The 22,938-nt window shown below is 53.4% G+C and carries 22 protein-coding genes; 18 read left to right on the top strand and 4 right to left on the bottom strand.

The window, feature by feature from the left end:
- Window positions 1-4: 4 nt before the first annotated feature.
- Genes traL through ACZ1GS_RS05860 form a run of 17 tightly spaced genes read left to right on the top strand, consistent with a single transcriptional unit; the run spans window position 5 to window position 17,660 of the window.
- On the top strand, window positions 5-292 hold the full coding sequence (traL, locus tag ACZ1GS_RS05940; protein ID WP_472697571.1) for a type IV conjugative transfer system protein TraL: 288 nt from the start codon (window positions 5-7) through the stop codon (window positions 290-292).
- Window positions 293-303: 11 nt separating this feature from the next.
- Window positions 304-903, top strand: a complete 600-nt coding sequence (locus ACZ1GS_RS05935) for a type IV conjugative transfer system protein TraE (RefSeq protein WP_472697570.1) — start codon at window positions 304-306, stop codon at window positions 901-903.
- Entirely contained in the window at window positions 900-1,724 is an 825-nt protein-coding gene (locus ACZ1GS_RS05930; RefSeq protein WP_472697569.1) for a type-F conjugative transfer system secretin TraK, read from the top strand. The genes ACZ1GS_RS05935 and ACZ1GS_RS05930 overlap by 4 nt, the downstream gene beginning before the upstream one ends.
- The gene (locus ACZ1GS_RS05925; RefSeq protein WP_472697568.1) at window positions 1,721-3,040 is read left to right on the top strand and encodes a TraB/TrbI/VirB10 family type IV secretion system protein; all 1,320 of its coding nucleotides are present in this window, start codon (window positions 1,721-1,723) and stop codon (window positions 3,038-3,040) included. The genes ACZ1GS_RS05930 and ACZ1GS_RS05925 overlap by 4 nt, the downstream gene beginning before the upstream one ends.
- Entirely contained in the window at window positions 3,037-3,912 is an 876-nt protein-coding gene (locus ACZ1GS_RS05920) for a DsbC family protein (RefSeq protein WP_472697567.1), read from the top strand. The genes ACZ1GS_RS05925 and ACZ1GS_RS05920 overlap by 4 nt, the downstream gene beginning before the upstream one ends.
- Window positions 3,909-4,643 (top strand): conjugal transfer protein TraV, encoded by a 735-nt coding sequence (locus ACZ1GS_RS05915; RefSeq protein WP_472697566.1) that lies wholly within the window; start codon window positions 3,909-3,911, stop codon window positions 4,641-4,643. Before ACZ1GS_RS05920 ends, ACZ1GS_RS05915 begins: the two co-directional genes overlap by 4 nt.
- Window positions 4,640-7,210: a type IV secretion system protein TraC gene (gene traC / locus ACZ1GS_RS05910; RefSeq protein ID WP_472697565.1), complete on the top strand. Its 2,571-nt coding sequence runs from the start codon at window positions 4,640-4,642 to the stop codon at window positions 7,208-7,210. The genes ACZ1GS_RS05915 and traC overlap by 4 nt, the downstream gene beginning before the upstream one ends.
- Entirely contained in the window at window positions 7,203-7,604 is a 402-nt protein-coding gene (locus tag ACZ1GS_RS05905) for a hypothetical protein (protein WP_472697564.1), read from the top strand. The genes traC and ACZ1GS_RS05905 overlap by 8 nt, the downstream gene beginning before the upstream one ends.
- Window positions 7,601-7,993, top strand: a complete 393-nt coding sequence (locus ACZ1GS_RS05900; protein WP_472697563.1) for a TrbI F-type domain-containing protein — start codon at window positions 7,601-7,603, stop codon at window positions 7,991-7,993. Before ACZ1GS_RS05905 ends, ACZ1GS_RS05900 begins: the two co-directional genes overlap by 4 nt.
- Window positions 7,990-8,499: a S26 family signal peptidase gene (locus ACZ1GS_RS05895; RefSeq protein ID WP_472697562.1), complete on the top strand. Its 510-nt coding sequence runs from the start codon at window positions 7,990-7,992 to the stop codon at window positions 8,497-8,499. The genes ACZ1GS_RS05900 and ACZ1GS_RS05895 overlap by 4 nt, the downstream gene beginning before the upstream one ends.
- Window positions 8,496-9,131, top strand: a complete 636-nt coding sequence (traW, locus tag ACZ1GS_RS05890; RefSeq protein ID WP_472697561.1) for a type-F conjugative transfer system protein TraW — start codon at window positions 8,496-8,498, stop codon at window positions 9,129-9,131. Before ACZ1GS_RS05895 ends, traW begins: the two co-directional genes overlap by 4 nt.
- A gap of 26 nt (window positions 9,132-9,157) precedes the next feature.
- The gene (gene traU, locus ACZ1GS_RS05885; RefSeq protein ID WP_472698071.1) at window positions 9,158-10,162 is read left to right on the top strand and encodes a conjugal transfer pilus assembly protein TraU; all 1,005 of its coding nucleotides are present in this window, start codon (window positions 9,158-9,160) and stop codon (window positions 10,160-10,162) included.
- Window positions 10,159-10,929, top strand: coding sequence for a type-F conjugative transfer system pilin assembly protein TrbC (gene trbC / locus ACZ1GS_RS05880; protein WP_472697560.1), 771 nt, complete (start codon window positions 10,159-10,161; stop codon window positions 10,927-10,929). The genes traU and trbC overlap by 4 nt, the downstream gene beginning before the upstream one ends.
- Before the next feature lie 3 nt (window positions 10,930-10,932).
- A complete protein-coding gene (locus tag ACZ1GS_RS05875) occupies window positions 10,933-12,666 on the top strand; it encodes a conjugal transfer protein TraN (RefSeq protein WP_472697559.1) in 1,734 nt (577 codons plus the stop codon).
- Entirely contained in the window at window positions 12,663-13,517 is an 855-nt protein-coding gene (locus ACZ1GS_RS05870; RefSeq protein ID WP_472697558.1) for a conjugal transfer protein TraF, read from the top strand. Before ACZ1GS_RS05875 ends, ACZ1GS_RS05870 begins: the two co-directional genes overlap by 4 nt.
- Window positions 13,507-14,937, top strand: a complete 1,431-nt coding sequence (locus ACZ1GS_RS05865; protein WP_472697557.1) for a conjugal transfer protein TraH — start codon at window positions 13,507-13,509, stop codon at window positions 14,935-14,937. Before ACZ1GS_RS05870 ends, ACZ1GS_RS05865 begins: the two co-directional genes overlap by 11 nt.
- A 17-nt stretch (window positions 14,938-14,954) precedes the next feature.
- Window positions 14,955-17,660, top strand: a complete 2,706-nt coding sequence (locus ACZ1GS_RS05860) for a conjugal transfer protein TraG N-terminal domain-containing protein (RefSeq protein WP_472697556.1) — start codon at window positions 14,955-14,957, stop codon at window positions 17,658-17,660.
- A gap of 1 nt (window position 17,661) precedes the next feature.
- Here ACZ1GS_RS05860 and ACZ1GS_RS05855 read toward each other — a convergent pair whose 3' ends face one another.
- Complete coding sequence (locus tag ACZ1GS_RS05855) at window positions 17,662-17,877, bottom strand: hypothetical protein (protein ID WP_472697555.1); 216 nt, start codon at window positions 17,875-17,877, stop codon at window positions 17,662-17,664.
- 189 nt (window positions 17,878-18,066) lie between these two features.
- On the opposite strand from ACZ1GS_RS05855, the gene ACZ1GS_RS05850 reads away from it, so the two are divergent.
- Window positions 18,067-18,507, top strand: a complete 441-nt coding sequence (locus tag ACZ1GS_RS05850) for a thermonuclease family protein (RefSeq protein ID WP_472697554.1) — start codon at window positions 18,067-18,069, stop codon at window positions 18,505-18,507.
- A gap of 172 nt (window positions 18,508-18,679) precedes the next feature.
- Here ACZ1GS_RS05850 and ACZ1GS_RS05845 read toward each other — a convergent pair whose 3' ends face one another.
- From ACZ1GS_RS05845 to ACZ1GS_RS05835, 3 genes are read right to left on the bottom strand one after another with little or no spacing between them, the layout of a single operon-like run.
- Window positions 18,680-20,026, bottom strand: a complete 1,347-nt coding sequence (locus tag ACZ1GS_RS05845) for a hypothetical protein (protein WP_472697553.1) — start codon at window positions 20,024-20,026, stop codon at window positions 18,680-18,682.
- On the bottom strand, window positions 19,998-20,594 hold the full coding sequence (locus ACZ1GS_RS05840) for a hypothetical protein (protein ID WP_472697552.1): 597 nt from the start codon (window positions 20,592-20,594) through the stop codon (window positions 19,998-20,000). Before ACZ1GS_RS05840 ends, ACZ1GS_RS05845 begins: the two co-directional genes overlap by 29 nt.
- Entirely contained in the window at window positions 20,594-22,927 is a 2,334-nt protein-coding gene (locus ACZ1GS_RS05835; protein WP_472697551.1) for a sensor histidine kinase, read from the bottom strand. Before ACZ1GS_RS05835 ends, ACZ1GS_RS05840 begins: the two co-directional genes overlap by 1 nt.
- Window positions 22,928-22,938: the final 11 nt, after the last annotated feature.

Genomic DNA, 22,938 nt, shown 5'->3' with positions numbered 1-22,938 from the left:
CAATATGGCTGACAGATATCTTTTACCCCGGCGGCTCGATGATCCTGAACTCATCGGTTTCTGGACGATCGATGAGTTTCTTGGGCTCATCATCCCGTTCGCCTGGGGCATTTTAGCGCAGCATATATTTATAGGAATCGCGCTGGCATTCGCCGCCTGGTTTGCTCTTCGAAAAGCAAAATCCGGCGGTGCCAGCGCGCGGCTCCTCCATGCTGCCTACTGGTATCTGCCCGGATCGTTTCTGGGATTGAAAGCCACGCCGCCCTCCTGTTGCCGACTTCTGGCCGGTTGAAGGAGGCGAGAATGGATGCTCAAATCGCACATCAATCAGCGCAGCGTCTGCTCAGGCAGCGCAACTGGTTAGCCCTCGCATCAGCAGGGCTAGCGGTCATCAGTCTGGCGGCCATTGTGGCCGGGTCAACGCAGTCGCGTGAGATCGTACTGGTGCCGGTGACCGGACAACCGCTCACCCTGTCGAGCGAAGGCGTAGCGCATGAATATCTGGAGCTTGTCACCCGCGATACAGCGCTCATGCTTCTCAACCGGAGCCCTGAGGGACTTGATTACTGGATGGAGCAAATTCTTGAAATTGCCGATCCTGCTGCGCACGGCCGCCTCAAATCAGAACTAGTCAAAATCGTCTCCGAGCAGCGCGGCTCGGATATTGCCCAGGCCTTTGTCATCCGTTCGCTCGTCATCGATCCGAAAAACCTCAAATCCGAGGTCACCGGGACGCTCAAGACCTTTGTTGGCGCGCAGGTGATCGCCAGCGAGGAGCGCAAATTTGTCTTTCGCTGGACCTATACCGGATTTCGGCTCGCGCTGACCGGTTTTGCACAGCTGCCGACCGAGCCCAATCAACAAGATCATCACAAACCAAACAAAGAGGATGCATCTTCATGAGCAGCATTTCATTATCCTTGCCCGCTTGTCTGTTTGGCAGCGGCATGGCCAGCATCAGTTGGGGCGCTACCCGATTTCCCGATACAGGCTTCAAAACCCTTGGCGCCGCACTGCTGGTTGCCAGTTTTTCCCTCAGCGCATCACCCGCATTGGCTGAGCAGTTTGTCGAGGCGGCGGACAATGCGAAGATTGACTGCACATTATCGCGTGACGAGCTGACGCGCATTGCGCTGGTAGGCGACGAATTTTCGAGCGTCTCCAAAATCGCCTCGGGCTATCCCTATAATGATTTTGGCGTCACGCACGAACCGGTGCGCGGCGATATCTATATATCCGTGCCGCCCGGCTATGCGAGCGAAAGTGTCAGTTTCTTTGCCACCAGCAAACAAGGTTTCGTCTATAAATTTGCCTGCCACACGGCCGCTGTAGAAGCGCATCAGCTCTTCATTACCAACCCCGCCCTTGCAAAACCGAAAGCAGAAAGCTGGGAAAGCGAACAAAGCGAAGAGCAGACCATTATCGCTTTGGTCAAAGCCGTGGCAGAGGGCAGCGCTCCTCCTGGCTATAGCGTCCGTCAGCGAATGACACGTCCCGTGCGAACTGGCGATATTGAAGTCCAGCTCATCGCGGAATATCGCGGCGCGCGCTTCAATGCGCAGCAGTTAATTCTCACCAATCGCGGCAAAAAGCCGGTCGCGCTCAATGAAGCAGAGCTTGCACCCAAATCTGCGCGGGCAATCTCCTTTGCCCAAAACACGCTCGGTGCCGGAACAAGCACGTCCGCCTTTGTGGTCACCACGGCGCGGGAGGCAAACCAATGAGCGAAAGCAAAACGATAACTCCCGTCCAAGATGCCGATGCCGAACAAAGCCATGCGCGTGCGGGTCTCAACAAACATATCGCGCGGCGACAAAAGCTGTTGCTTGCCAGCATAGGCAGTCTTGCACTGATCGCGGGCAGCTGGTTTCTTTTTTCCAGTGACGGCGATGATAAGGCTACGGACGAAAGCGGTATAGTCACGATTGACACGGGCGGGTTGGTGAACCGCAATCTTTCGCAGCGCGAATTTGTTGCAGCCTATGAAAACCGGCTCAACAAGCTGGCTCAAGATCAAAAGGCGCTGAAGGAAGCACAGCTCCCTACCAACAAAATCGAAGAACAGATCGAGGCACTTCGGCTCGAAAACAGCGCCATGCGCGCCAACGGGCAAGCGGCCATTGATGCGATTTCCGCTGAAAACGCCGAACTGAAAGCGCAGCTGGTAGAAGAAGCTGCACCTCCTCCCCCAACAACCCCGCCAACCTATGGTCCGCAAGGCGGAGATTTTGATAGGAACTCAGCATCGCTTGGTTCGCCAAATGGCACGGAAATTTCATCCGGTGGCTCTCCAGGCGGCGATGTAAAAATTCTCAATTTTTCCGGCGCGGAGCCCGGAGAAAAATCGCCGAAAAAGCGCACCTCTGAAATTTCATCCTTGCTGCTCGAAGACAGCCCGGAGTATCTGCCGCCAAACAGCTATGCACCGGCAAAGGTCATTGTTGGTGTTGACGCCTCAGTCGGGGTTGCAAGTCAGAGCGATCCGCTTCCCGTAGTCCTGCGCATTACCGGCCCTGCCCGCTCGGTGGTCAAGAACGGCAAGCTGCTCACCACCAATATCACTGGCTGCATCGTCAACGGCGCGGCGCGCGGCGATCTCTCAGCTGAAAAAGTCTATGTAAAACTCGCCCGCATGACCTGCGATCAGCCTGGCGGGCGAGTTGCGGTCAGCGAGGTCAAAGGATTTATTAGCTTTGCCGGTAAATCCGGCGTGCGCGGCCGCGTTGTCAGCCGCGAGGGCAATCTTGTCAGTCAGGCTCTGCTTGCCGGCATTGTCGGCGGGTTTGGGCGCGGTTTTTCGGCCAATGCCAACAGCATTTTTACCGGGCAAATTGGCGCGGACGGCAAACGCGACAACCTTTCGGGCGTCGACATTTTAACCGGCGGTCTGGGCCAAGGCGCAGGCGATGCCGCCGATACCGTCTCCAAATATCTCATCGAACGAGCCGAACAATATCAACCTGTCGTCGAGATGCCGACCGGCATCGATGTCGAGATCGTCTTTCTCGACGGCGTCCATGTAAGGAGTGCAAAAAAGTGAACTTTTCCAATTTCAAAACCGAGGGTCGAAGTTTCAAGTCCCGGGCCGCAGCCATTGCGCTTGCCGTTGCAAGCGGCGGGGTTGTCTCAGGCCTGGTGGCTGCCAGTTTCCTCTCGGTTCCGGCCAATGCATCAGCCCTGCTTCAGGATGTGCGCACGGCCATACAATTGCGCCTTCCCAATACGCCGATCACCAGTCTCACCTGCAAGGGATTTGGCGGCCTGTGCGAAATCGTCTCGGAAAAGACCTTATTCTATATTGATGAGCGTGCGCGCTATCTTTTTGTGGGGCGGCTGTACGATATGGAAAGCCGGGCCGACCTGACAGCGGCGAAATTGCTCGAGCTTAATCCGCAGCTGCTGGTTGCGGGGACAGCAAACGCAAATGGCGGCGAGCAGGACGCCGCAAAGCGAACGAAGAACAAGCCCGCATCCAAAGTCTCCGTTGATAAGCTCACGCCATCCGGCGCGATCCACTGGGGACCAAAATCCGGACCGAAGCTGATTGTCTTTTCCGATTTTCATTGCAGCTATTGCAAGCGTCTCACCGCAGAGCTCAAAAAAGCGCGCATACGCGTGGAAGAGCGTCCGATATCCATCTTTGGCGAAAAAAGCAGGAAGCTGGCTGAAGCCGTGATCTGCTCGCAGGATCCTGCAAAGGCGCTGCACCAGGCCTATTCCGGCAAAACGCTGAAACCACAAAGATCATGCGATACCTCCGGGCTTGATGCCAATGAGGCATTTGCCAAAACATACGGTTTTTCCGGAACACCGGTCATGGTGCGCGCAAGCGATGGTGCAGTCATTGAAGGCTATCGCGGCGCTTCCGAAATCCGCTCGTTCCTCGGCACGAATATAAAAGGTGCAAAATGACACGCGCGCGGCTTCCATTGGGCCTGCTCGCGCTGTCATGCGGCTTACTCTCCTCCTGTGCCAGCCTGGGCGGCAATATCAGCGGCAGTTTTGATTGCAAGGCACCGGGCGGCAGCTGCGCGCCAACCGCCCAAATCGATGCAGCGGCAAGTGCGGCCATGCTGGAGCAATCGCGGCCAGGTGTCAGAAGAGCTTTGACTTCTTCCATGCACACCGCGCGGACCGGCGAACGGACGCTCAAAATTGTCTTTCCAGGATATGTTGATGCGTCAGGAAATCTGCACGAGGCCCGCAGCGTGCATGCAATCACGCGGCCTTCTGACTGGGCGGCGACATTGGCCGGAGAAGACACAAATATTGCCCGACAGATGGCACGGAAAATCTCCGGCGCGGCCAAAAACGCACACAAAGACGATGCAAATGACGCTCTTGCCAGGGACGATAACCCAAAAGACGCGCCCCCGGACATTACAGGCGCCGCTGATCCGTTTCTCAAAAGTTCTTACAATTTGCCCTCGCGCAGTTCCGATCCCTTGACTGTGCGAGAAGCAATTGCCGGTGCGAGCATGCCGGCAATCGAGGGGTTCGACCGGTTCCCTCCCCCAAAAAGTCGAACCCCTCACCCTTTTTCTAAAACGCGCCCCCAATACATGCTGCCGAGCATCGAAGCCATCGAGGCAGCAAAAGCGGCGGGCATCAAAAAGCGCGAAAATCAGGAGAATAAGCAATGAATTTCTCCGCAACCGGTGCGCGCGCAAAGCTGCTGTCAGGTTTGTTTGGTGACCAGCAGACCGCTGATCACGCAAAGCCAAGCATCGCGCTCGATATGCTGTCAGACTGGCTGCCGTACCGCGTCTTTGATCCTGGCCCCCGGCTCTACAAAAATGCCCGTTCCAAAGGATTTATCCTCTCTGCCGCGCCGCTGATTGGCGCGGATGAACGCACTGGCGAAATATTGGGGCAGTTTTTCTCCGAAGGGATGCCTGAAGGCGCGTGTCTGCAAATCCTTCACCACGCCAGTCCGCGTATTGGCCGGGTGGTCGCGCCCTGGTTTGCCAAACGCTACGCCCAGGGCGGCGTCTATGAAGCGATGGCGCGCCATAGATCAAAACGGCTTTATGATCTGGTCTGGGAAAGCGGGTCTGCCCATGCGCCGTTTCATGCCCGCTGCCATAATCTGACTATTTCGCTGGGCGTGCCGGACACGGCAAATATCGATGACAATGAGCTCGTGCAGTGCCGCGAGGGCCTGATCGGCGTGCTCACCTCGCTTGGCATTGATGCAGGCGAAATGGAGCCGCAGGAACTGATCGCGCTGGTTGATGATCTGACCTCTCCCACAACCGCACCGCAGGAAGACAGGATCGAATATAATCCGCTCGATGATATCGCCAGCCAGGCTATCCGGCGCGATATTGAGCTGGAAGCCCACGACGACCGGATGATCCTGCGCACCGAACGGTTTCGGGAAACAGGACGGAATGCCGACGGAACGCCGGAGATTGGCGCGATCTATCCCGATGCCTTCGATATCCGGCATTTTGGCGTGCGCCAAATGCCCGAACGCTGGGCACCTTGGGAATGCGCGCGTCTGATCGGCGACATGTTCACCGACAAATTGCGCTTCCCCTGCCCGGCTGCCACCATGCTGTGCCTGGTCTATCCCGACCGCGAGGGCGCGTCCGCAAAAGCCGGTTTCAAATTCATGCGCACCACCAGCTTGTCGGAATCCAAAAGCGCGCGGTTTCTGCCCAAACTAGCCCAGCAATCTGCCGAATGGAGCCATGTCCAGACAGAATTGCAGGCGGGCAAAAGGCTGGTGCAGCTTTTTTATGGCCTCACCAGCTATTCGCCGTTGGGTTTGGGCGATGCCCATGAGCGTTCGATCAAGGCGATCTACAAAGCCGCTGGCTGGGATCTGGCCGACGAGCGTTTTCTGCAAATCCACGGGCTTATTGCGGCCTTGCCGCTGACATTGGCTGATGGCCTTGCAAATGATCTCAAACGTTTAAAGCGCCTCAAGACCATGCTGTCAACCAGCGCCGCGCATATTGCGCCGATGCAGGGCGAGTTTCTCGGCGGATCGCTGCCGCATCTGCTTCTGGTGGGACGGCGCGGACAGCCCTTTTACTGGTCGCCGTTTGAGAATGATGCGGGCAATCATAATGTCGCGATCTGCGGCAAGTCGGGCTCGGGAAAGTCTGTTCTGCTCCAGGAAATGTGCGCAAGCCTGCGCGGCGCAGGCGCAAAAGTTGTTGTAATTGATGACGGGCGCTCGTTCGAGCATTCAGTCAAACTGCAGGGCGGGCGGTTTGTCGAGTTTACACTCAAGTCGGGTTTTTCGCTCAATCCTTTTTCGATGATCGATGATGCGCGCGCCGCCGCGGATGATGATTACAAACTCGACTGCATTGCAATGGTGAAAGCGATTGTCGGACAAATGGCGCGCCATAGTGACCGGCTCACCGATACCGAGCGGGGCCTGATCGATCAGGCGGTTACAACGGTCTGGGAAGCGCTTGGCAGCGGCGGAACCATTGATGCAGTCGCAGCGGCTTTTACATCCATCTCCAATCCTGTCGCCGACGATCTGTGCGTTGCGATCGGTCCCTATATGAGCAGCGGAAGCTATGGCCGCTTCTTTGAAGGCCAGGCGACCATCGCACTCGACGATGATTTTACCGTTTTTGAAATGTCTGATCTCGCAACCCGCGAGGAGCTGAGATCGGTCATATTGTGCGCGATCATGTTCATGACCAGCCAGGCGATGACCCAAAGCCCGCGCAGCACCAAAAAACTGCTGCTGATCGATGAAGCCTGGTCGCTCCTCAAAGGGGGCTCAATGGGCGAGTTCGTCGAAACCTATGCGCGAACGGCGCGCAAATATGGCGGGGCGCTGGCGACCGCCACGCAATCCTTGAATGATTATTATAAATCGGACGGCGCCACCGCCGCGCTCGAAAATAGTGACTGGATGCTGGTGCTCCAGCAAAAACCGGAGACCATTGCCGATTTCAGGAAAAATGACCGTCTTGATATGGACGACAAGACCGAGACGCTGATCCGCAGTCTAAAACGATCAGGCGAGGAATATAGCGAAGTCTTTATCAAGGGCCCGGAAACACAGGCCATTGGACGCCTGGTTCTCGATCCCTATTCGGCCTGCATCTATTCATCCTCTCCCGATGTTTATGCTGCGATTGAAGCGGAGCAGGAAGAAGGCGCTTCCCTCGCTCAGGCGATTGCCCGCATCTCCGGCACCGGTAGCAAAAATCGGAAAGGCAATCACAATGCCTGACAAAGCCGATACATTGTTTGATTCTTATCTTGTCCTTGGCACAGCCAAAGATCCTCGCTGCAAACGCGCGCCGTTGCTGGTTCAGCATTATTTTCAAACCACGTGCCATATCATGCTCGAAGCCTCGCTGTTCGCGGTAAGCTCGGTATTGATGGCACTTGGCCTGCCGCTGTGCTTTTTTCTCATCCTGTCTGGCTGGGATTTGCTCGGGCTGTTCACGCATCTGGATAATTTATCCACCCGCTACCTCGCAGCGGACGGAGCGCGCAGACTGATGTTCTCCAGCGACCTCAAAATCATGTTTTTTGCCGCGACCACCCTGATCGCGGCGCTGCGGATGCCAGGCTTTATCAGGCGGATTGTCGGTGCTTTTCCCGAAAGGAACGAGGCATGAGCAAGATCGCAAATACCAGCCATCTGCCGAGCGCGCGTTCCGTTGGGATCGTCCTTCTGATTGCGGCGGTGATTTTATGGATCATCTGGGTCAGCCTGCGTCTGACCCAGCCCAATGGACAACAAATCGTCCAGGTCCGCATGTCCGAGATCATGAAGGATTTCGTGGACGCGGAGGCAAAGGGCAATGCTGACCCGGAAATGACACGGCAAAAAATAGCCCGCTATCTTCAGGCAACCGAAGCGGCAGTGGATGAATATAGCCGAAGCGGACATGTGATTCTGGTCGCCGAAGCGGTGCTGTCCAAAAATACGCCCGATGCCACGCCGCTTCTCAAAGACAAAATCGCGCGTAAACTTGACAACGCAAACGCGGAGAACCCGCAATGAGCAGTCTTCAGGCACGCCTCAAACGCCCGTTTCTACTGGCAATGCTGGCCGTAATTCCGTTTCTCTATACGCCGATTGCCAAATTTAGCGACAATCATGCGCTGCTCATGAACGCTTCACCTAGCCTGCCCAACTGGGCATTCTGGCTGGATAAGAATTTTAAGCCCGCTCGCGGCGCATTGATATTTTTCGAGCCGCCGCGTTCCAAATTACTCAGCGCCCATTTTGGCGAAAAGCCGCAAATCTTCGGAAAACGCATCTTGGGCCTGCCCGGAGACGTGGTTCGCCATGAGGGCAAAGATGTCTTTATCAACGAAAAACTGATCGCCCGAACCAAACCCAAAACACGCAAAGGTACCATGCTCACCAAAGGTCCCGAAGGCATCATACCGCGCCGCTGTTTTTATGTCGGCACATCCCACAATCATGGCTTTGATAGCCGCTATGGCGAGATCGGTTTCATTTGCGCGCCCCGGATTATCGGCACCGGGAGGGCGATATTGTGACCAGATTATATTTGCCTTTCCTCATCGGGCTTGTTTTATCTTCCCCAGCCTTGGCCCGCGACTATGGCCAGCAGGGCAGACATTTTCCGATTATCGAGCCGGATTTGCTGAAACAGATTCATGACCGCCTTCAGGTCATGGACAAGAATGGCGCCATTGACCGACTGAACCAGAAACTCAAAGCGCGCACCATCGCGCGGGTCAACCGGCCCCAGCCGGTTGCGGGATTGACAAGAGCAAATGAAGCAACCACGCGCCTTTTTGATCCGACCATCACATTGCAGGCCGATATATTGGATCATGACGGGCGCAGGATCTGGGCGAAAGGCACGAGGGTCAATCCGCTCGATACGGTTCCGCTACGCGCGGCGTTGATTTTTTTGGATGGCGATGATCCAGCCCAACTCGAATGGGCATTTGCGCAAAAATCAAAGACGGCAAAACTTATTCTCACAAAAGGCGCGCCGCTGAAGCTGATGAAAGCGCGCCAGAAGCGTTTCTATTTTGACCAAGGCGGAAAACTGACGGCGCATTTCGACATCAAGGCCCTGCCCGCGATGGTTGATCAACAGGGCCGGATGCTGCGCATCCGTGAGTTTGCGCTTCCCAAAACGCGGAGGCAAACGCAATGAAGATATGTTTGCCAAATATTTCCAAACTGAAATCCGCATGGCTCTTGCTTGTGCTGATATTCAGCGTTCTCCTATCTGCGCCAGCACGCGCTGATGCCGGACCTGGCCGCTGCACCGGCAAATTTGTCAATCCGATCACCGATATCTGCTGGTCCTGTCTTTTTCCGCTGTCGATTGGTGCACTCGATATCTGGCCGTCGAGCAGACCTGATCCCAAAAACCCGGCGCTACCCGTCTGCCTTTGCGGGATACGCCCCGGCATTGCCATGGGGTTCTGGGAGCCGGTCCGGCTTGCCGATGTCAGCATGAAACCCTGGTGTTTTGTCAATCTCGGGGGCCTAAAAATCGATCCCGGATTTGATATTGGTTATCGCTCGATCTCCGGTCCATCGGCCATTGGCGGTGCGAGCCAATATTATTCCAGCTGGCATGTCCACTGGTATGCCTATCCGCTGATCTACTGGATGGAGATTGTCACCGATTTCCTCTGCCTTGAGGCCGGCTCAGTGGACATATTGTACATCTCCGAAATCGATCCGCTGTGGCAGGACAGCGAACTTACCGCGATCATCAACCCGGAAGCGGTGCTGTTTGCCAATCCATTGGCGCTCGCTGCCTGCGCGGCCGACTGTGTCTCGGCCACGGTCAATCTGCCGCGCGATGAACTGTTCTGGTGCGCTGGCTGCCAGGGTTCGATGTATCCGATGAACGGCAATGTCTCTGCTAGCATTGGCCATGTACAGGCGTCGAGATTGGTCCTGTCGCGCTTTGCCTATAAGCTGCACCGTCAGCTCGTATCCTGGGGAACCATGGGCAAAAAAGGCCTGTGCGGCAAATATCTGATGCCGGTGATGCGCAAGCAGCAATACCGCCTCCAGGCAACCAACCCCAATCCAGCGACGAAGGGCCGCTACGCCTGCCCGCCGATTGGAGCTTCGACCACCTTTCAATCAGCCGGACAGGTCATTCCCGCCATTGGCGAGGACATGGGCTATCTTGTCTGGCGCAAACGAAATTGCTGCGCCCTATGAAGAACTTCGTTCTCTTTTCGCTTTTGTTCACAATCTGCGCATCCACTGGATTTGCCGCCGCGCAAAGCGTGAACTCGGACACGCTCGACATTGATGACATCCGAGCTTCGAGCAAAAGGTTTACCGATGAAGCAGAAGCACTGGCCGAGAATGTCCGCTTGCGAAGCGAAGCTGTGCGCGACGAGGCCCGTCAGACACAAGACCGGGCGCGGACCAATCACGAGCGATATACGCAGACCGTCGATAGGAGGCGCAAAAACAGCAAAGGCCATCAGAAAGACGAAATCTTTGATTTCGACCGGATGATTGCGGACCATGCAAAAATGGCCGAGGCCAATCTGGGAAGCGCACCGCGCTTCATTGCCTTTGCAAGTCTGTCGATGCCGCCGCAGTCGTTGAAAACACTCGTTCGCGACACAGCAGCAGCGGGCGGCGTCACAGTGCTGCGCGGGTTTCCCGGAGGCAGCGCCAAGCAGCTGACAAAAATGCTCGCCGCGATGGGACAGAATGGCAAGCAATTATCCGCGCTCGGTATTGATCCCCGGCTGTTCCGCGCATTCGATATCAAGGCAGCGCCCAGTTTTGTGATGGCCTCATCTGACTTTACCCTTTGCGATGGATTTAATTGCAAAGGCGCTGTCCCGCCCCATGACCGGATGACTGGTAATGTCAGCGTCGAATATGCACTTGAAACTTTTGCGGGTGGCGCTGGTCCGGGATCGCGTCTCGCAGCGCTCCACCTTGCTCGTCTGAAGCAGGAGCGCTGAACGATGAAATTGGTGCAACATTTTTTCCTCGCGCTCTCGGTCATCAGTTTCTCCGCCGAAACACCCTTGGCGGCACAGGATCGCGAGGCGGCCAAGGATGAAGGCAAGGCTTTTGCCCAGGAACAGCAGGCGCGGGTCCGTGCGAATGCCAGCACCCAGCCTAATGCAGAGCGCATCCCCGGTTACACATCAAATCCGGCTGAGGCGACTTATGCCGATAATCCCGACCGCATAGAAGGCGATGCGAGAGCCGCAGCGCGCAGCCACGAAGGCCTGAAAGCCATCAAAGATTCCAATGCCCGGCGCGCAAAGTTCGAGGCAGAGGAAATCAAAGCGGTCACCGCGCGTTCCAAATCGATAAACGAAGATCCGCTCAGCTTTACCAGCGGCATGGAAATTGGCGGGGCAGAAGGACGCTGCGTTCCGCTGCCACCCTCTCCCGGATCGCCGGGGCGTTACACCGCAACCTGCAATAGCGGGGTTGCGCTGGAAGAAAGAAACGAAAACTGCAGCATCCATCTGGATGTAAGCATCGAAACGCGAACGCAATATCATTATCTCTGCAGCTATATCAGTCCCTACGGATTTGGCGGTGTTCCTTCCTGCGAGATATTTAATGCACAGGGATGCCGGGCCACGGGAACGCGGCCCGGACCCTGTTTGCAATGGGGCGGAAACCGCGAACAGGGACGCTATTGCGTTGAACCTGGTGAACCTTATGTCGAGATGAGTTGCAGCGCGCCCGTACCGGGAGAAACGCCTTACGCGACGTCGTCGGAAAATATTATTATTGAAAACCTGAGCGATGCCGCCTGCCGCACTTTTGCCCAAGATGCGGACTGCGAACAGGTAGCCGAAACTTGTAGCGATAATGACCCCCAAACCCGCATCATAGACGGCGTATCGGTGACAAAACCCTGCTGGGCATGGGAGCGCAGCTATCAATGCAATGAACGCCGCGCGGCCAATGATTGCGGGGAACTGGATAACAATCCTAGCTGCCAGCTGCTGCGCGAGGATTGTCTGAGCGAGGATAATCCCTGCTCGACCACCGAGCGCGTTTATGATTGCCCGCTGCCCGAAACAGAAGGGTCAGGCAGCCAGTATATTTGTGACGGCGATGTCTATTGCATCGATGGATCGTGCGAGACGATTGAACGCACGCCTAATGATGAGTTCAAGGATGCCGCCGTTGCGCTTCATGCCATGGATGATGCGCGCGGACAATTTGATCCCGACACATTGACGCTTTTCAAAGGCGAGCGTCAAACCTGCGGCAAGAAAGTTTTCGGCGTTCTCAATTGCTGCAAGGGCAAAGGCTTTCCGCTTATTCCGGGTATCAGCTTGCTGGTGGCCCTCGGGTGCAATACGCAGGAAATTCTTCTTCACCAGCGCGATGCAAACGGGCTGTGCGCCTATGTAGGCAGCTATTGCTCGAAGAAAATTCTGGGCGTCTGCATCACCAAGAAGAAAGCCTATTGCTGCTTTGAATCGAAACTATCGCGCATCCTGCAGGAGCAAGGCCGCGCGCAACTTCCTAAACCCTGGGCAAGGGCGAAAGACGAACAATGCGACGGCTTCACAATCGAGGAGTTTGCGCGGCTTGATCTATCAAGAATGAATTTTTCCGAAATCTATTCGGAATTTACCGAAGCGGCCCGTCTGCCCGACGAACTCGAAGCGGCTGCTGACATTCAACAGAAAATTCAGGAATTCTACGAAAGATCAGGCCCATGAAGAACGCTGCCAGATCTACGCTTCCCCTGCCCTTGGCGCTCAGCGGATTGGCCGTGCTCGTGCTTGCCATCATGTTTCTTATGGATGCCGTCCTCAGTCCGGCATTTGCACAAAGTCCTGTTTCCAATGCTACGCCGACAAGCGCCGATGAACTCTATTGCGCGAAGCGTAAACTGGGATACTGGTTCTATTGCAGCAAACCCAAGCCGCCTGAAGCCGAAGCGCTGCCCACAGAACCAAAGGCAAGCGCAAGCGAGCGGCTTGATGCGGTGACGAAGGAACTGCGCGAACTCAAAGCCAAGGCCATTCTCGAACCAACCCGCGAGAATGTGATCGCCTATATCCGCTTCCAGCGTGAACAGCTCGACCGCGCGTCATTATTTTCGGACGTCTGGCAGCGGGCGATCTGGCAGCAGCCGGATCTCGATTATACGCTCGAACGCCCGGTTTCGACGCTCGCGAAAAGACAGTGGCAGGATGCGCGCAGCGCATCGCGGGATATGGCAATGTCAAATCTTGGAAAACGCTACGGCTTGTTCTACTTTTTTGCGCAAAGCTGCGGCGCCTGCGAGGTCATGTCACCAATCGTAAAATCGGTTTCCAACCGCTGGAAACTGACGATCCGCGCGATCTCTACCGACGGCGGACCATCACGGCATTTCCAGAATTACACCGTCGAGACGGGGCAACGCGCGCGCATGGGATTAAAGCCCAAAATCACCCCTGCACTGGTGCTGTGGGATGCGCTTGGGAACCGCGCCATTCCCATCGGTTACGGCATTTTTTCTGCCGATGAACTGCAGGAGCGCATTTACCTACTAACCTCAAAGGATGCCGGACATGATTATTAAAAAGGCCATTGCTTCTCTCGCAGCTGCAAGTCTGCTCGTTACACCTGTTTCTGCCAATGTGGGAGACAGCATGGACCGGTTCATGGATGATATGGGCGGCGCTGCCAATGTCACCGGATCCACCGCATTCGAAGGCCAGTCAGCTGGCTATTATAGCCTCGGCAATGTCTGGACCCGCTTTCCCCAGAAGACGACCAATATCGCCAATCTGCAATTGCCCTCTGCCAAAGCAGGCTGCGGCGGAATAGATATTTTTGCAGGCTCGTTTTCCTTCATCAATGCCAGCGAAATTGTTGCGATGCTCAAAGCCGTGGCCAACAACGCGGTTGGCTTTGCCTTCAGCCTCGCCATCGACACCGTGTGCCCCGAATGCTCGAAAATCATGCAGGAATTTTCGCAAAAAGCGCAGCTCATGAACAATCTCAACATAAATAGCTGCGAAATGGCGCAGGGACTGGTGGGCGGAATCTGGCCCAAGGGCGATCTGGCAGACAAGGCAATCTGCGAGGCCATAGGAAATTCGGAAGGCATATTCACCGATTATGCTGCCGCCAAACATGGTTGCGGCACCAAGGGCCAGCGCGATTCAACAAATGCTGGTGCAGGCAGTGATTATGCCGATGTGCATCCAGGCGTGGCGCGCAATTATACATGGCACATCCTCAAGAAGTCCGCCTTCTTTAATCCCGGCGGCACTTTTGACCGCGAACTTGCCGAATATGCGATGACGCTCATTGGCACGATTATCTACGTACCGCCCAAAGATGCATCTCCCGGAAAATTTGTGCCGTTCGCAGGCGATGCCTCTTCGACATTGGTAACTGCATTGCTGGACGGTACATCGGGTCAGACCATCAAGGTTTTTGATTGCGATGAGCCTGATCAATGTCTTGATCCGACGTTTCGCAATATGAGCCTTGCACGCTCGAAAGCCATTCGCCCGCGTGTCGCGGCGCTGATCACCAGCATGGTCGAAGCTATCCGCACTGACACCGCGATCGGTAATGCAGAAAAAGAATTGCTGCAGGTCGCTTCAGTGCCGCTCTATAAGATTCTTACCGTGCAAGCCGCCCATGGTCGCGGCATGCCCACCGATGACCGCGAAACGCTGGCTGAAATTGCCTCGGTTGACCTGCTCTTTGCGGTGCTCGAACGCATTGTCGGCGAAGCGGGTCGTTCTATGTCCACCTTTATCGGTGCGGATGAAGCCAAGCTTGCCCTATGGCAGGGCCAGATGAGCGAAGTACGCCGCGCATTGGCCGACAGACAATCGAGCAGTCAGGCCAAGGTCACCGCCATCATGCAGATCATTGAAAAGACTGCGATGATCGAAAATATGCTCTCGGCCTCCATGTCACCCTCCATGGCAGCGGCTCTCGACTGGTCGCGCGCGGTGCAGAACCGCTCGCTCACACCGTGAGCGGAGTGCCCAGCTAGATGGTCGAGATATTCACGATCGGCGGCGGCGAATATATCGTCAACGTCCTCAACGCGGTTGCCGCATGGACCGGTGCAGGCGGCTACAAAAGCCTGATCCAGGTCGCCATGGTCATGGGGCTGGCATTGTCGGTGATAGTGGTTGCGTTCAATCAGGACTGGCGCGCATGGCTCCACTGGTTTTTGGGCGCAACGCTAATCTACATGTGCCTGATGGTGCCGCGTCTTGATGTCCATGTCACCGACCGCATCAATCCGTCACTAGCACCGGCCGAGGTTGCCAATGTGCCATTGGGCTTGGCACTTATGGCAAGTTTTACCAGCCAGGTTGGCGACTATCTGGTACGCTCCTCCGAGACGGTGTTTGGGCTGCCGACCGATCTTGATTACTCGAAGAACGGAATGGTATATGGCTCGCGGCTCTTTGATGCGACGCGGAGCCTGCGCATTTCTGATCCGGAATTTGCCGCCAATCTCGATGAACATTTCCGCCAGTGCGTATTCTATGATCTGCTGCTTGGGCGCTATTCCATGAAAGAACTGTCGGAAAGCGATGATATCTGGGCAGTGATTGCGCCGGGAAGCGCAGCGCGCGCGCAGAAGTTTTTAACCCGCAATCCTGATGATAGCGTCACCGCCAATATCATCACTTGCCGCGAGGCTTATAATGACCTCAATTCCCAATGGACCGCGATGATCGATGACATGGGAACCGTGTTTGGCCGCCAGCTCTATCCCAAACAGACCGCAGCGCTCGCGAAAGCCAAGCTGTTTGCTGATCTGCCGGTGGCATATAGTTATTTGAGCGGTGTATCCAAAAACGCCAGCGAGATTTTTCGGCAGGTACTCACTATCAACGCGATGAAACAGGCAATGCATGGGATGGCCGGTTCCAGCGGCACATCAAGCGTCGATGTTTTTGCCCAGACCCGTGCTGATATCCAGACCGAGCGCACATATTCATCGATCGCCCAGAACGCCATGAAATGGGTGCCGATACTTAACATTGTGCTGACGGTGGTATTCTATGCGCTATTTCCGGTGCTTTTCCCATTGTTTCTCATGCCGAAGACCGGGCCGATAGCGTTGAGGGGATATATTACAGGCTTCTTCTACCTCGCTGCCTGGGGGCCATTGTTTGTCATCTTGCACATGATCCTGATGTTCAAAGGCGCATCCGATGTATCGGGCGCTGCCAGCGGAACCGGGCTGAGCCTCGCCAATTTCTCCGGTATGGTCGATGTGAATAATGATATCGGCGTGCTGGCCGGATATCTTGTTGCCTCCATTCCGTTTCTCGCTGGCGGCATCGCCAGAGGCGCGCTTGCGATTTCGGGACAAGCCACATCCTATCTCAATCCGTCCCAAAATGCGGCAGAAGAAGCCGCGCGTGAAGCCAGCACCGGCAATGTGTCACTTGGAAACAGCAATATTGAAAATTCGAGCGCGTTCTCGAAACAGTTTGCGCAAGGCTCGATCGCGCCCAATATATCCTATGGCGCGGCGCAGACACGCGGGTTCAGTGCCAGCGGGACGCAAACCACCAGCTTTCCCGAAAATTCCTTTGATCAGGTTCCGAATTCTTCCTATCCGTTCACACCGACATTGGGCCAGGATTTTACCTCGAGGCTTTCCACAATGGCATCGAGCAGCCGATCACAAAGCGAGACCTTCTCCAATCTTGCCCAGCAATCGACTAGTTCTGCCGTTACCCGGTTCAATGAACTCAGGAATACATACAGTCAGGGGAGTTCCTCGGAAACCGCAATCGGAACGAACGAAAGCAACAGCGTCAACAAGGCGTTCAGCGAAGTGGATTCTGCATCAAGGAACTTGCAACGGCAATATGGACTGTCACGCCGGGCGGCTGACGATATTACAGTTTCATGGTTTCTGAATGGCGACGCAGGCCTTGGTGTAAGGGGCGAGAAAGGAGCGTTGGGAGCGAACCTTGGACTCAAAGGCGGTAGAAATCACAGTTGGACGGATAGTGATATCGGGATTGCATCAGAAGATCGAAACCGGATCATGGGCAGTCTGAACCAGATTTCTGATAGCCGGAACTGGTCAAATACCCGCGATGGATTTGTAAGAAGTGTTAATTCCAGCAGCAGTTCGGCGATATCGAGCAGCGCATCTGGTCTCACTTTATCGCTCACGGAAGCCCAAAGCTACACGGTGGAAGCCAGACGCGCAGAAGAACTCGCCAGCCGCCTCGAAGATCAGGCAACATGGTATGAGAGCAACAATGCTGCCGGATCGCTCAACCTGAGCCAGGCTTACCGTGAATGGGGGATGGCGGAGATGGAGAGTAATCGCGACTATTACGGCAATGCACGGTTTGACGATATTAACTTCCAGCTCAGCGCCGAAGGACAGGAACTGCAAACACGATTTGTGTCCGGTTATGCGGATAGGCTGCACGATGATATTAAAGATAATCTAACTCTACCTGAGTTTGCTCCGGTGCAGAGGCCAAACGTCGGCAGCGCTTCCGGTGTCCGTGGGAGCGTATCGTTGGGAGTCGGTAGTCCAAGCGGTGTCGGCGATACTCCTGATGTCGACGGAATAAGAAACGAAGTGGCTGGAGCACAATCTCGCGGCAAAAAACGCGTCGGAACTGTCCAAGATGCATTAGAAAAGCGCACCAGAAACGCCAGAGGAGCGAGCGCTGAAGCAGCTGATGATGTGAAGAAATGGAAGTGATCTAGATTTGGATTAGTCCATCGTAAATTGCGACAAATATCGCGAAAGCCAGAAAGGCGATGAAGAAGGTGATTAAGCCAAATCTTCCCCACGGATCAGCCCAGGTCTTCTTCCAAGTATAGGCTGTCAAGCGGTTCTCATGGAGCGCCTTGTCGACCTCCGACAAGCCGGGCCAATTTTGCTGATCGCCAGATTGTGTGTTTTTATCCTCGGTCATTTTCCGTCTCCAAGCTCTTAGTTCACCTGGAACCAAGCCCCCTCTTCTCTTCGACCATAGCGGAAACTTCGCTTATCGTCATTTTGAAAATAGCTGGTCAAATTCGGCCAATCCCATGTTCCAACTTGAGTTTGCATCCAATGCCGTCATTATCCCTATTCATGAAGTTCAGATCTCTTCGGAAGAAATATGGGTTTGATTGAGTTACTTTTATTGGGTTCAACTATTGTTAGCGCCGGGCAATCGTTCGAATGCACACCTACCCGTGTCTGGGATGGTGATGGTCCCATCTGGTGTGCAGAAGGTCCGAGGGTCAGACTTTCTGGGATTGCGGCAAGGGAAATGGACGGGAGCTGCTCTCCAGGCCATCCCTGTCCAAAGGCCAGTGCAAAGGCAGCCCGCGACGCCCTTGTAAAACTTGTCGGAACGGCGAAAGGCCGATCCAGTGAAGGGCATGTTCTGGTGTTCGGACCGACTTTAACATGCCGGTCCGTCGGTGGTGCCCGCGGCAAGCGCACTGCAGCATGGTGCGTATCGCCCAAATCCGGAGACCTGTCCTGCGCAATGGTAAAAGGGGGTTGGGCACTTAAATGGAGTAAATATTGGAAAGCGCACCGGTGTGGCAGATAATCAACATAATCTGAAAGCAAGAATGGCAAATTTCTTTTTCGGCGCGGAAGTTTGTTTTTTCGCTTGGATGATTGTTGGATGGCCGCTCTGGAATCTGGTTCGCTTGTATCTTTGACAATGCGTTCAAAATATGAAGTCGACCGCAAGTTAGTTTTCAAACTTGGCTATCAAACTACTCCTCTTGTGTTTGAATACAAACAATAAGGCCGGGTAAGGAACGACAAGTTTGCGGATTGCTAAACGCGTCTTTCGGAGTGGTCCGATAAACTATCTTACCAAACTTCTCCGCACCTTCTTCTTTTGGTAGCGCCCATTCACGCGGGGCAGAATGGTTCAGTTCAACTTCGATACCTCGAGCAAACATTTGATCAAAATATCGGGGCTCCGCAATTTTTTTCAATCTTGTCGAGCTGCCCTGATGAATGTCGGAAAGGTCGAGATTGATCAGTGCTTCTAGCGTATCAAAATAAGAATGTGGATCTAATGCAATTCTTGTTTTCTTCTTACCGTTGCCATCCCGCCCAACATAACACACCGCCATGATAGGGTCGTTGTTCTTTACAGCAATGCGTTCAAAGACACCTTCTGTATTGACAAAATATAACTGCACCTCCGCCGCAAAAGTCGAGGGAAGCGGGGCAACAGTTCCAATTCGACCAAGCTTGCTCAAAATTTCCTGTTGAACCGAAGTAGCAGGCCCTTCCCTCAACCTGGCAATGACCTCTCCACTACCTTTGGTGCCAAGCAGGTTGTTTAGCTTTAAGCGTGTAAGCGATGTGATATCAGCGGGATCCCATTTGACTTTAACTTTTTGTTTATTTTTTAGCTCCAGTACAACCGTTTGAGGATGCGGCGAGCTATTTCCGGTAACCGCTTCATTTAGTGTTTCATAGTTTCCGGCAATCAATAGCGCATGGGATGCGGACTTTTTTCTTACTAGGTCGCAAGCTGGAGAAATGACCATAAAGACCGTATTTTCGCGGCCTTTGAATATCGATGTGCCTTCAGTTAACCCCTTTTTTAGGCCCACGATATCACCGAACGCGACCGGGTATCCATTTGGCGGATTGAGCCTTTGACGCTCCGGGTGCTGATACAGAGACTTTACCAATATAGAGAGAGTGTCGCGCGACGTTGCGGTGGCCATTGCCGGATACTGATCCCTGTTCAATGTATCCAGTGCCAACGCGGCTTTAATAACCTGCTTGTCCCTTTCAATTTCATACTGCAGAACACGATCAAATACATCCAAAATGTAACTGCCAGTGCCGACTTCTTCAGCCTTCAACAATAGGTCGTTTATCTGGGCCCAATCGTGAAGGTCGAGTCTTCGAATGTCATTTTCAGTCTGTTCAAACGCATTGTGCAGAGAACTGCGCCACGCGGATACAAACTTGGCCAATTTCAGCGCATCTTTCCGATTGCGCGCAATGTCTCTCAGCAGTTTTGGAAGGATATGATCGCTTTTGAATTCGCTTTTCTTTAAAGTTTTAAAGCTGGCTTCGAAAATTTTTTGCATTATCACGGAACCAATCCGAACTTTTGTGCAAGTGTGGATTATTTGACATCAGAATTATCGCGGGTGGCGACTCTGCACGATTGCTGATGACTTTGGATAGTTCCCTAACCGATTTTTCCTTGTGTTCGTTTTTTTGCGGAATGCCAAAAAAAAGATCGATTACAATCAGATCAACATTCTGCGCTTTCGTCTCAAAATTTCGGCCTGCCGTTTTAACCGTCAGCCCCATTTCCTTTAACTTATCGGTCAACCGTTTCAAATTGATCTTGTCGGACGCAGTTTCAAGTTCATAATTGTTGAACAACGGATCAACAATTTCAGGCGGAAATTTTTTGCGATTCTTCCAAATTAAACTTGTAAACGTATCATCTTTTCTTAGCTGTGAATCGGCTGCATCGGCGCTTTCAGGGTAGATTGATCGCAGAGTTTCGTCGTGTGCTGCAACGTCTGCAAGAAAGATATCCCATTCGTCCTCGCCGAGATCATCAGCCTTGGGAACCGTATCATAGGCGTCATCGACAATTATTGCGTGTTCGATGCCGGCCTGCTTCAGGAGTTCCGAGGACATTAGCCATTCTCCGTAGAAGTTAATTGATAGACGAAGCGGTTTAGCCTGCCCTTTTCGCTTACATACTCGTCGTCCAATTCAAGTGCTCCCCCGTTGAAGGTCGCGCAATCGCGAGCAATATAAAGCCCCATACCGCGGCGGCGACTTCGATCCTTTAAGGAATAAAACAGCTCGAATACCTTGTCTTTGAGGTCGGGTGCTATACCCGGGCCGTTGTCGGAAAAATGGATTGTGACAGGATTCGTTTCTACTAGAATCTCAATTTCTGGTTGAAAACGCGGATTTTTTTGCTTCTCTAGGCTCATCCAATACATCGAATTTGAAATTAGATTTTCTAGTACTTGGACGACCATTCCCTTGACGACACGAACGCGAATATCCTGATCGGGAACATCGATACGAATATTGACATTATGCCGATCAAATTGCGACTGATGCGCTTCTATTGTTTCGTTCAAAAGCTCAGTAAGAGAGAATTTTTCGGCACGTTGCCTGCCGCTTACGCTGAGAGGATCTAGGATCTTCAGTCTTTTGCTGATGCTCTTCATCGACGCCTGCAGGCTCGTTAATCGCATTTTCGCATCATCGGATATATCGCCGGATGACTTAATAGCATTCAGGTTGTCCAGCGCATTTTCCGATACGCGCGCCAGTTCATGGGCTACAACTTCCACTAAAAGACCGATTCCGGCCATATCAAGCATCTGTCTTGAATCTTCTTCGACTTCGTTGATTCTGTCCCGCGCTCGCTGGGCAATATCAACCACCAAATTTATATTATGCTCAAGCTGATCAATAAGTTCACGTTCTTCGCCCGTGACCGTTGTTTTCAAAGTCTTGATCGCTGATTTTGCTCGTCGCTCCAGTGCACGTATATCTTCTTTAGTCTCGGTTATTTCGATCCGCTTTTCCTTGTATTTAGCTTCAACGCGAGCCATTGCCGAACGAAGATCGTCCTGGATAGCGTATTGCAACGACCTAAGCAAAACAGCTTGTTCCGGCGTTTCGCGCAATCCTTCTCTATTGGTCTGATCTATGAGGGACGGATTCTGCATTCTCCCAATTTCGACTTGGCCAATAAACTGGATCTTGTTGAGCGTATATCCCCTCGACATAAGAGCCTTGCGATCAAGTTCTAACCAGTCATCATCCTCGGAACCATACGGGTAGACGCGGAAACCATCCCGGTACAGCCGAATTCCATTCCACTGATAGTGCAAATCACGCACAGTTTTTCGGTCTCCGATTCCATCTATTTTTGATATACGACGTCTGTTGAACCAATGGGCTTCAAATTTGAATGGCCCGACATCTCGAAGCGCGATCTCGTCAACATGGCTGTCCTTACCGATAATGATTGAACTGAGATCGTCCGGACCATATTCGACGGTTTCTATTTCCCGAGGATGATCAAAACCCAGATCATTGATGAAAAGGTTGTAGGTTAAGTGAGGGCCTGCTTCATTTACATGATATTTGCCCTCAATGCTTGCATGGGCTTGTTTCAAAAAGCCCGCGTCGAGTATAGGAATCGCGATGCGCTCTTTATTCCAGAACAGCGCTATTCTTTTACGTTTTTTTCGAGAAGCGAGAGGATCCGTCAAAAGAGAAAACTCGTGATCTGCCATTTTCTTGACCCGAGCTTTTGTCCAATCGGAGGTCAAATCTGAGATGACAATCCTGGTCCCGGAAATCACACCGTCCGGCTTTGTTTTTCCTTTGAACGGTTCAATGTCGATATCGCTAAGCATTGCGTTTACGTCGTTGAAATTGGACCAGTCGATATCCAATCGGCTAATATGAGTATCCTCGGCCCTCGTCGTATACACTTTCAGCTTGTTGCCCAAACGCATGGCGGATAGCCGGCCAATACCTTTTTCACCCACGAAAGGTGTCTCAACCTCATCGTTGTCTTCTGCCTTGTCTACCTCAGTCTTTCGAGAAGGCGTTCCAATAACAAGAAATATGTCGGTCAGATCAGCTAAGGATATCCCACTACCTGTATCCCGGACACTTATCTTGTTGAATGACCAAATTTCATCCAGAACCTCCTCTAACGACGCTTTGTCTTCTGCGTCGTCCAACAATTTTACGGCCTTTTTGAAGAGTTTTTCGGAATCTTTATTTATTGCTGATCTAATGTTTTCATCGATATCTTCAAAATCATAATCCGGGGATAAAAGCATACGCTTAAGACGTCGGTAAGCGATCTGCCCAATGATAATGTCAAAGTGAATCTCGACGCCGCTGGTCGTTTTCGCGTCAAATCCATTCTTGATTAGTTCAAAAAAGGCAATGATGTCAGAACTGATGAGCTCTGATCCCAACTCCATAATCGTCCTAG

Source organism: Parasphingorhabdus sp. W113 (assembly GCF_055693205.1).
The sequence above is the reverse complement of the archived record's forward strand: the minus strand, read 5'-3'. Positions and strand labels throughout refer to the sequence as shown.

Coding starts and splice junctions, on each gene's coding strand:
- ACZ1GS_RS05855 (WP_472697555.1), bottom strand. CDS start 17,877: ATGACCGAGGATAAAAACACACAATCTGGCGATCAGCAAAATTGGCCC.
- ACZ1GS_RS05875 (WP_472697559.1), top strand. CDS start 10,933: ATGAAATTGGTGCAACATTTTTTCCTCGCGCTCTCGGTCATCAGTTTC.
- ACZ1GS_RS05850 (WP_472697554.1), top strand. CDS start 18,067: ATGGGTTTGATTGAGTTACTTTTATTGGGTTCAACTATTGTTAGCGCC.
- ACZ1GS_RS05915 (WP_472697566.1), top strand. CDS start 3,909: ATGACACGCGCGCGGCTTCCATTGGGCCTGCTCGCGCTGTCATGCGGC.
- ACZ1GS_RS05860 (WP_472697556.1), top strand. CDS start 14,955: ATGGTCGAGATATTCACGATCGGCGGCGGCGAATATATCGTCAACGTC.
- ACZ1GS_RS05925 (WP_472697568.1), top strand. CDS start 1,721: ATGAGCGAAAGCAAAACGATAACTCCCGTCCAAGATGCCGATGCCGAA.
- ACZ1GS_RS05865 (WP_472697557.1), top strand. CDS start 13,507: ATGATTATTAAAAAGGCCATTGCTTCTCTCGCAGCTGCAAGTCTGCTC.
- ACZ1GS_RS05900 (WP_472697563.1), top strand. CDS start 7,601: ATGAGCAAGATCGCAAATACCAGCCATCTGCCGAGCGCGCGTTCCGTT.
- traL (WP_472697571.1), top strand. CDS start 5: ATGGCTGACAGATATCTTTTACCCCGGCGGCTCGATGATCCTGAACTC.
- traC (WP_472697565.1), top strand. CDS start 4,640: ATGAATTTCTCCGCAACCGGTGCGCGCGCAAAGCTGCTGTCAGGTTTG.
- ACZ1GS_RS05870 (WP_472697558.1), top strand. CDS start 12,663: ATGAAGAACGCTGCCAGATCTACGCTTCCCCTGCCCTTGGCGCTCAGC.
- ACZ1GS_RS05895 (WP_472697562.1), top strand. CDS start 7,990: ATGAGCAGTCTTCAGGCACGCCTCAAACGCCCGTTTCTACTGGCAATG.
- ACZ1GS_RS05930 (WP_472697569.1), top strand. CDS start 900: ATGAGCAGCATTTCATTATCCTTGCCCGCTTGTCTGTTTGGCAGCGGC.
- ACZ1GS_RS05840 (WP_472697552.1), bottom strand. CDS start 20,594: ATGTCCTCGGAACTCCTGAAGCAGGCCGGCATCGAACACGCAATAATT.
- ACZ1GS_RS05905 (WP_472697564.1), top strand. CDS start 7,203: ATGCCTGACAAAGCCGATACATTGTTTGATTCTTATCTTGTCCTTGGC.
- ACZ1GS_RS05935 (WP_472697570.1), top strand. CDS start 304: ATGGATGCTCAAATCGCACATCAATCAGCGCAGCGTCTGCTCAGGCAG.
- ACZ1GS_RS05845 (WP_472697553.1), bottom strand. CDS start 20,026: ATGCAAAAAATTTTCGAAGCCAGCTTTAAAACTTTAAAGAAAAGCGAA.
- ACZ1GS_RS05835 (WP_472697551.1), bottom strand. CDS start 22,927: ATGGAGTTGGGATCAGAGCTCATCAGTTCTGACATCATTGCCTTTTTT.
- trbC (WP_472697560.1), top strand. CDS start 10,159: ATGAAGAACTTCGTTCTCTTTTCGCTTTTGTTCACAATCTGCGCATCC.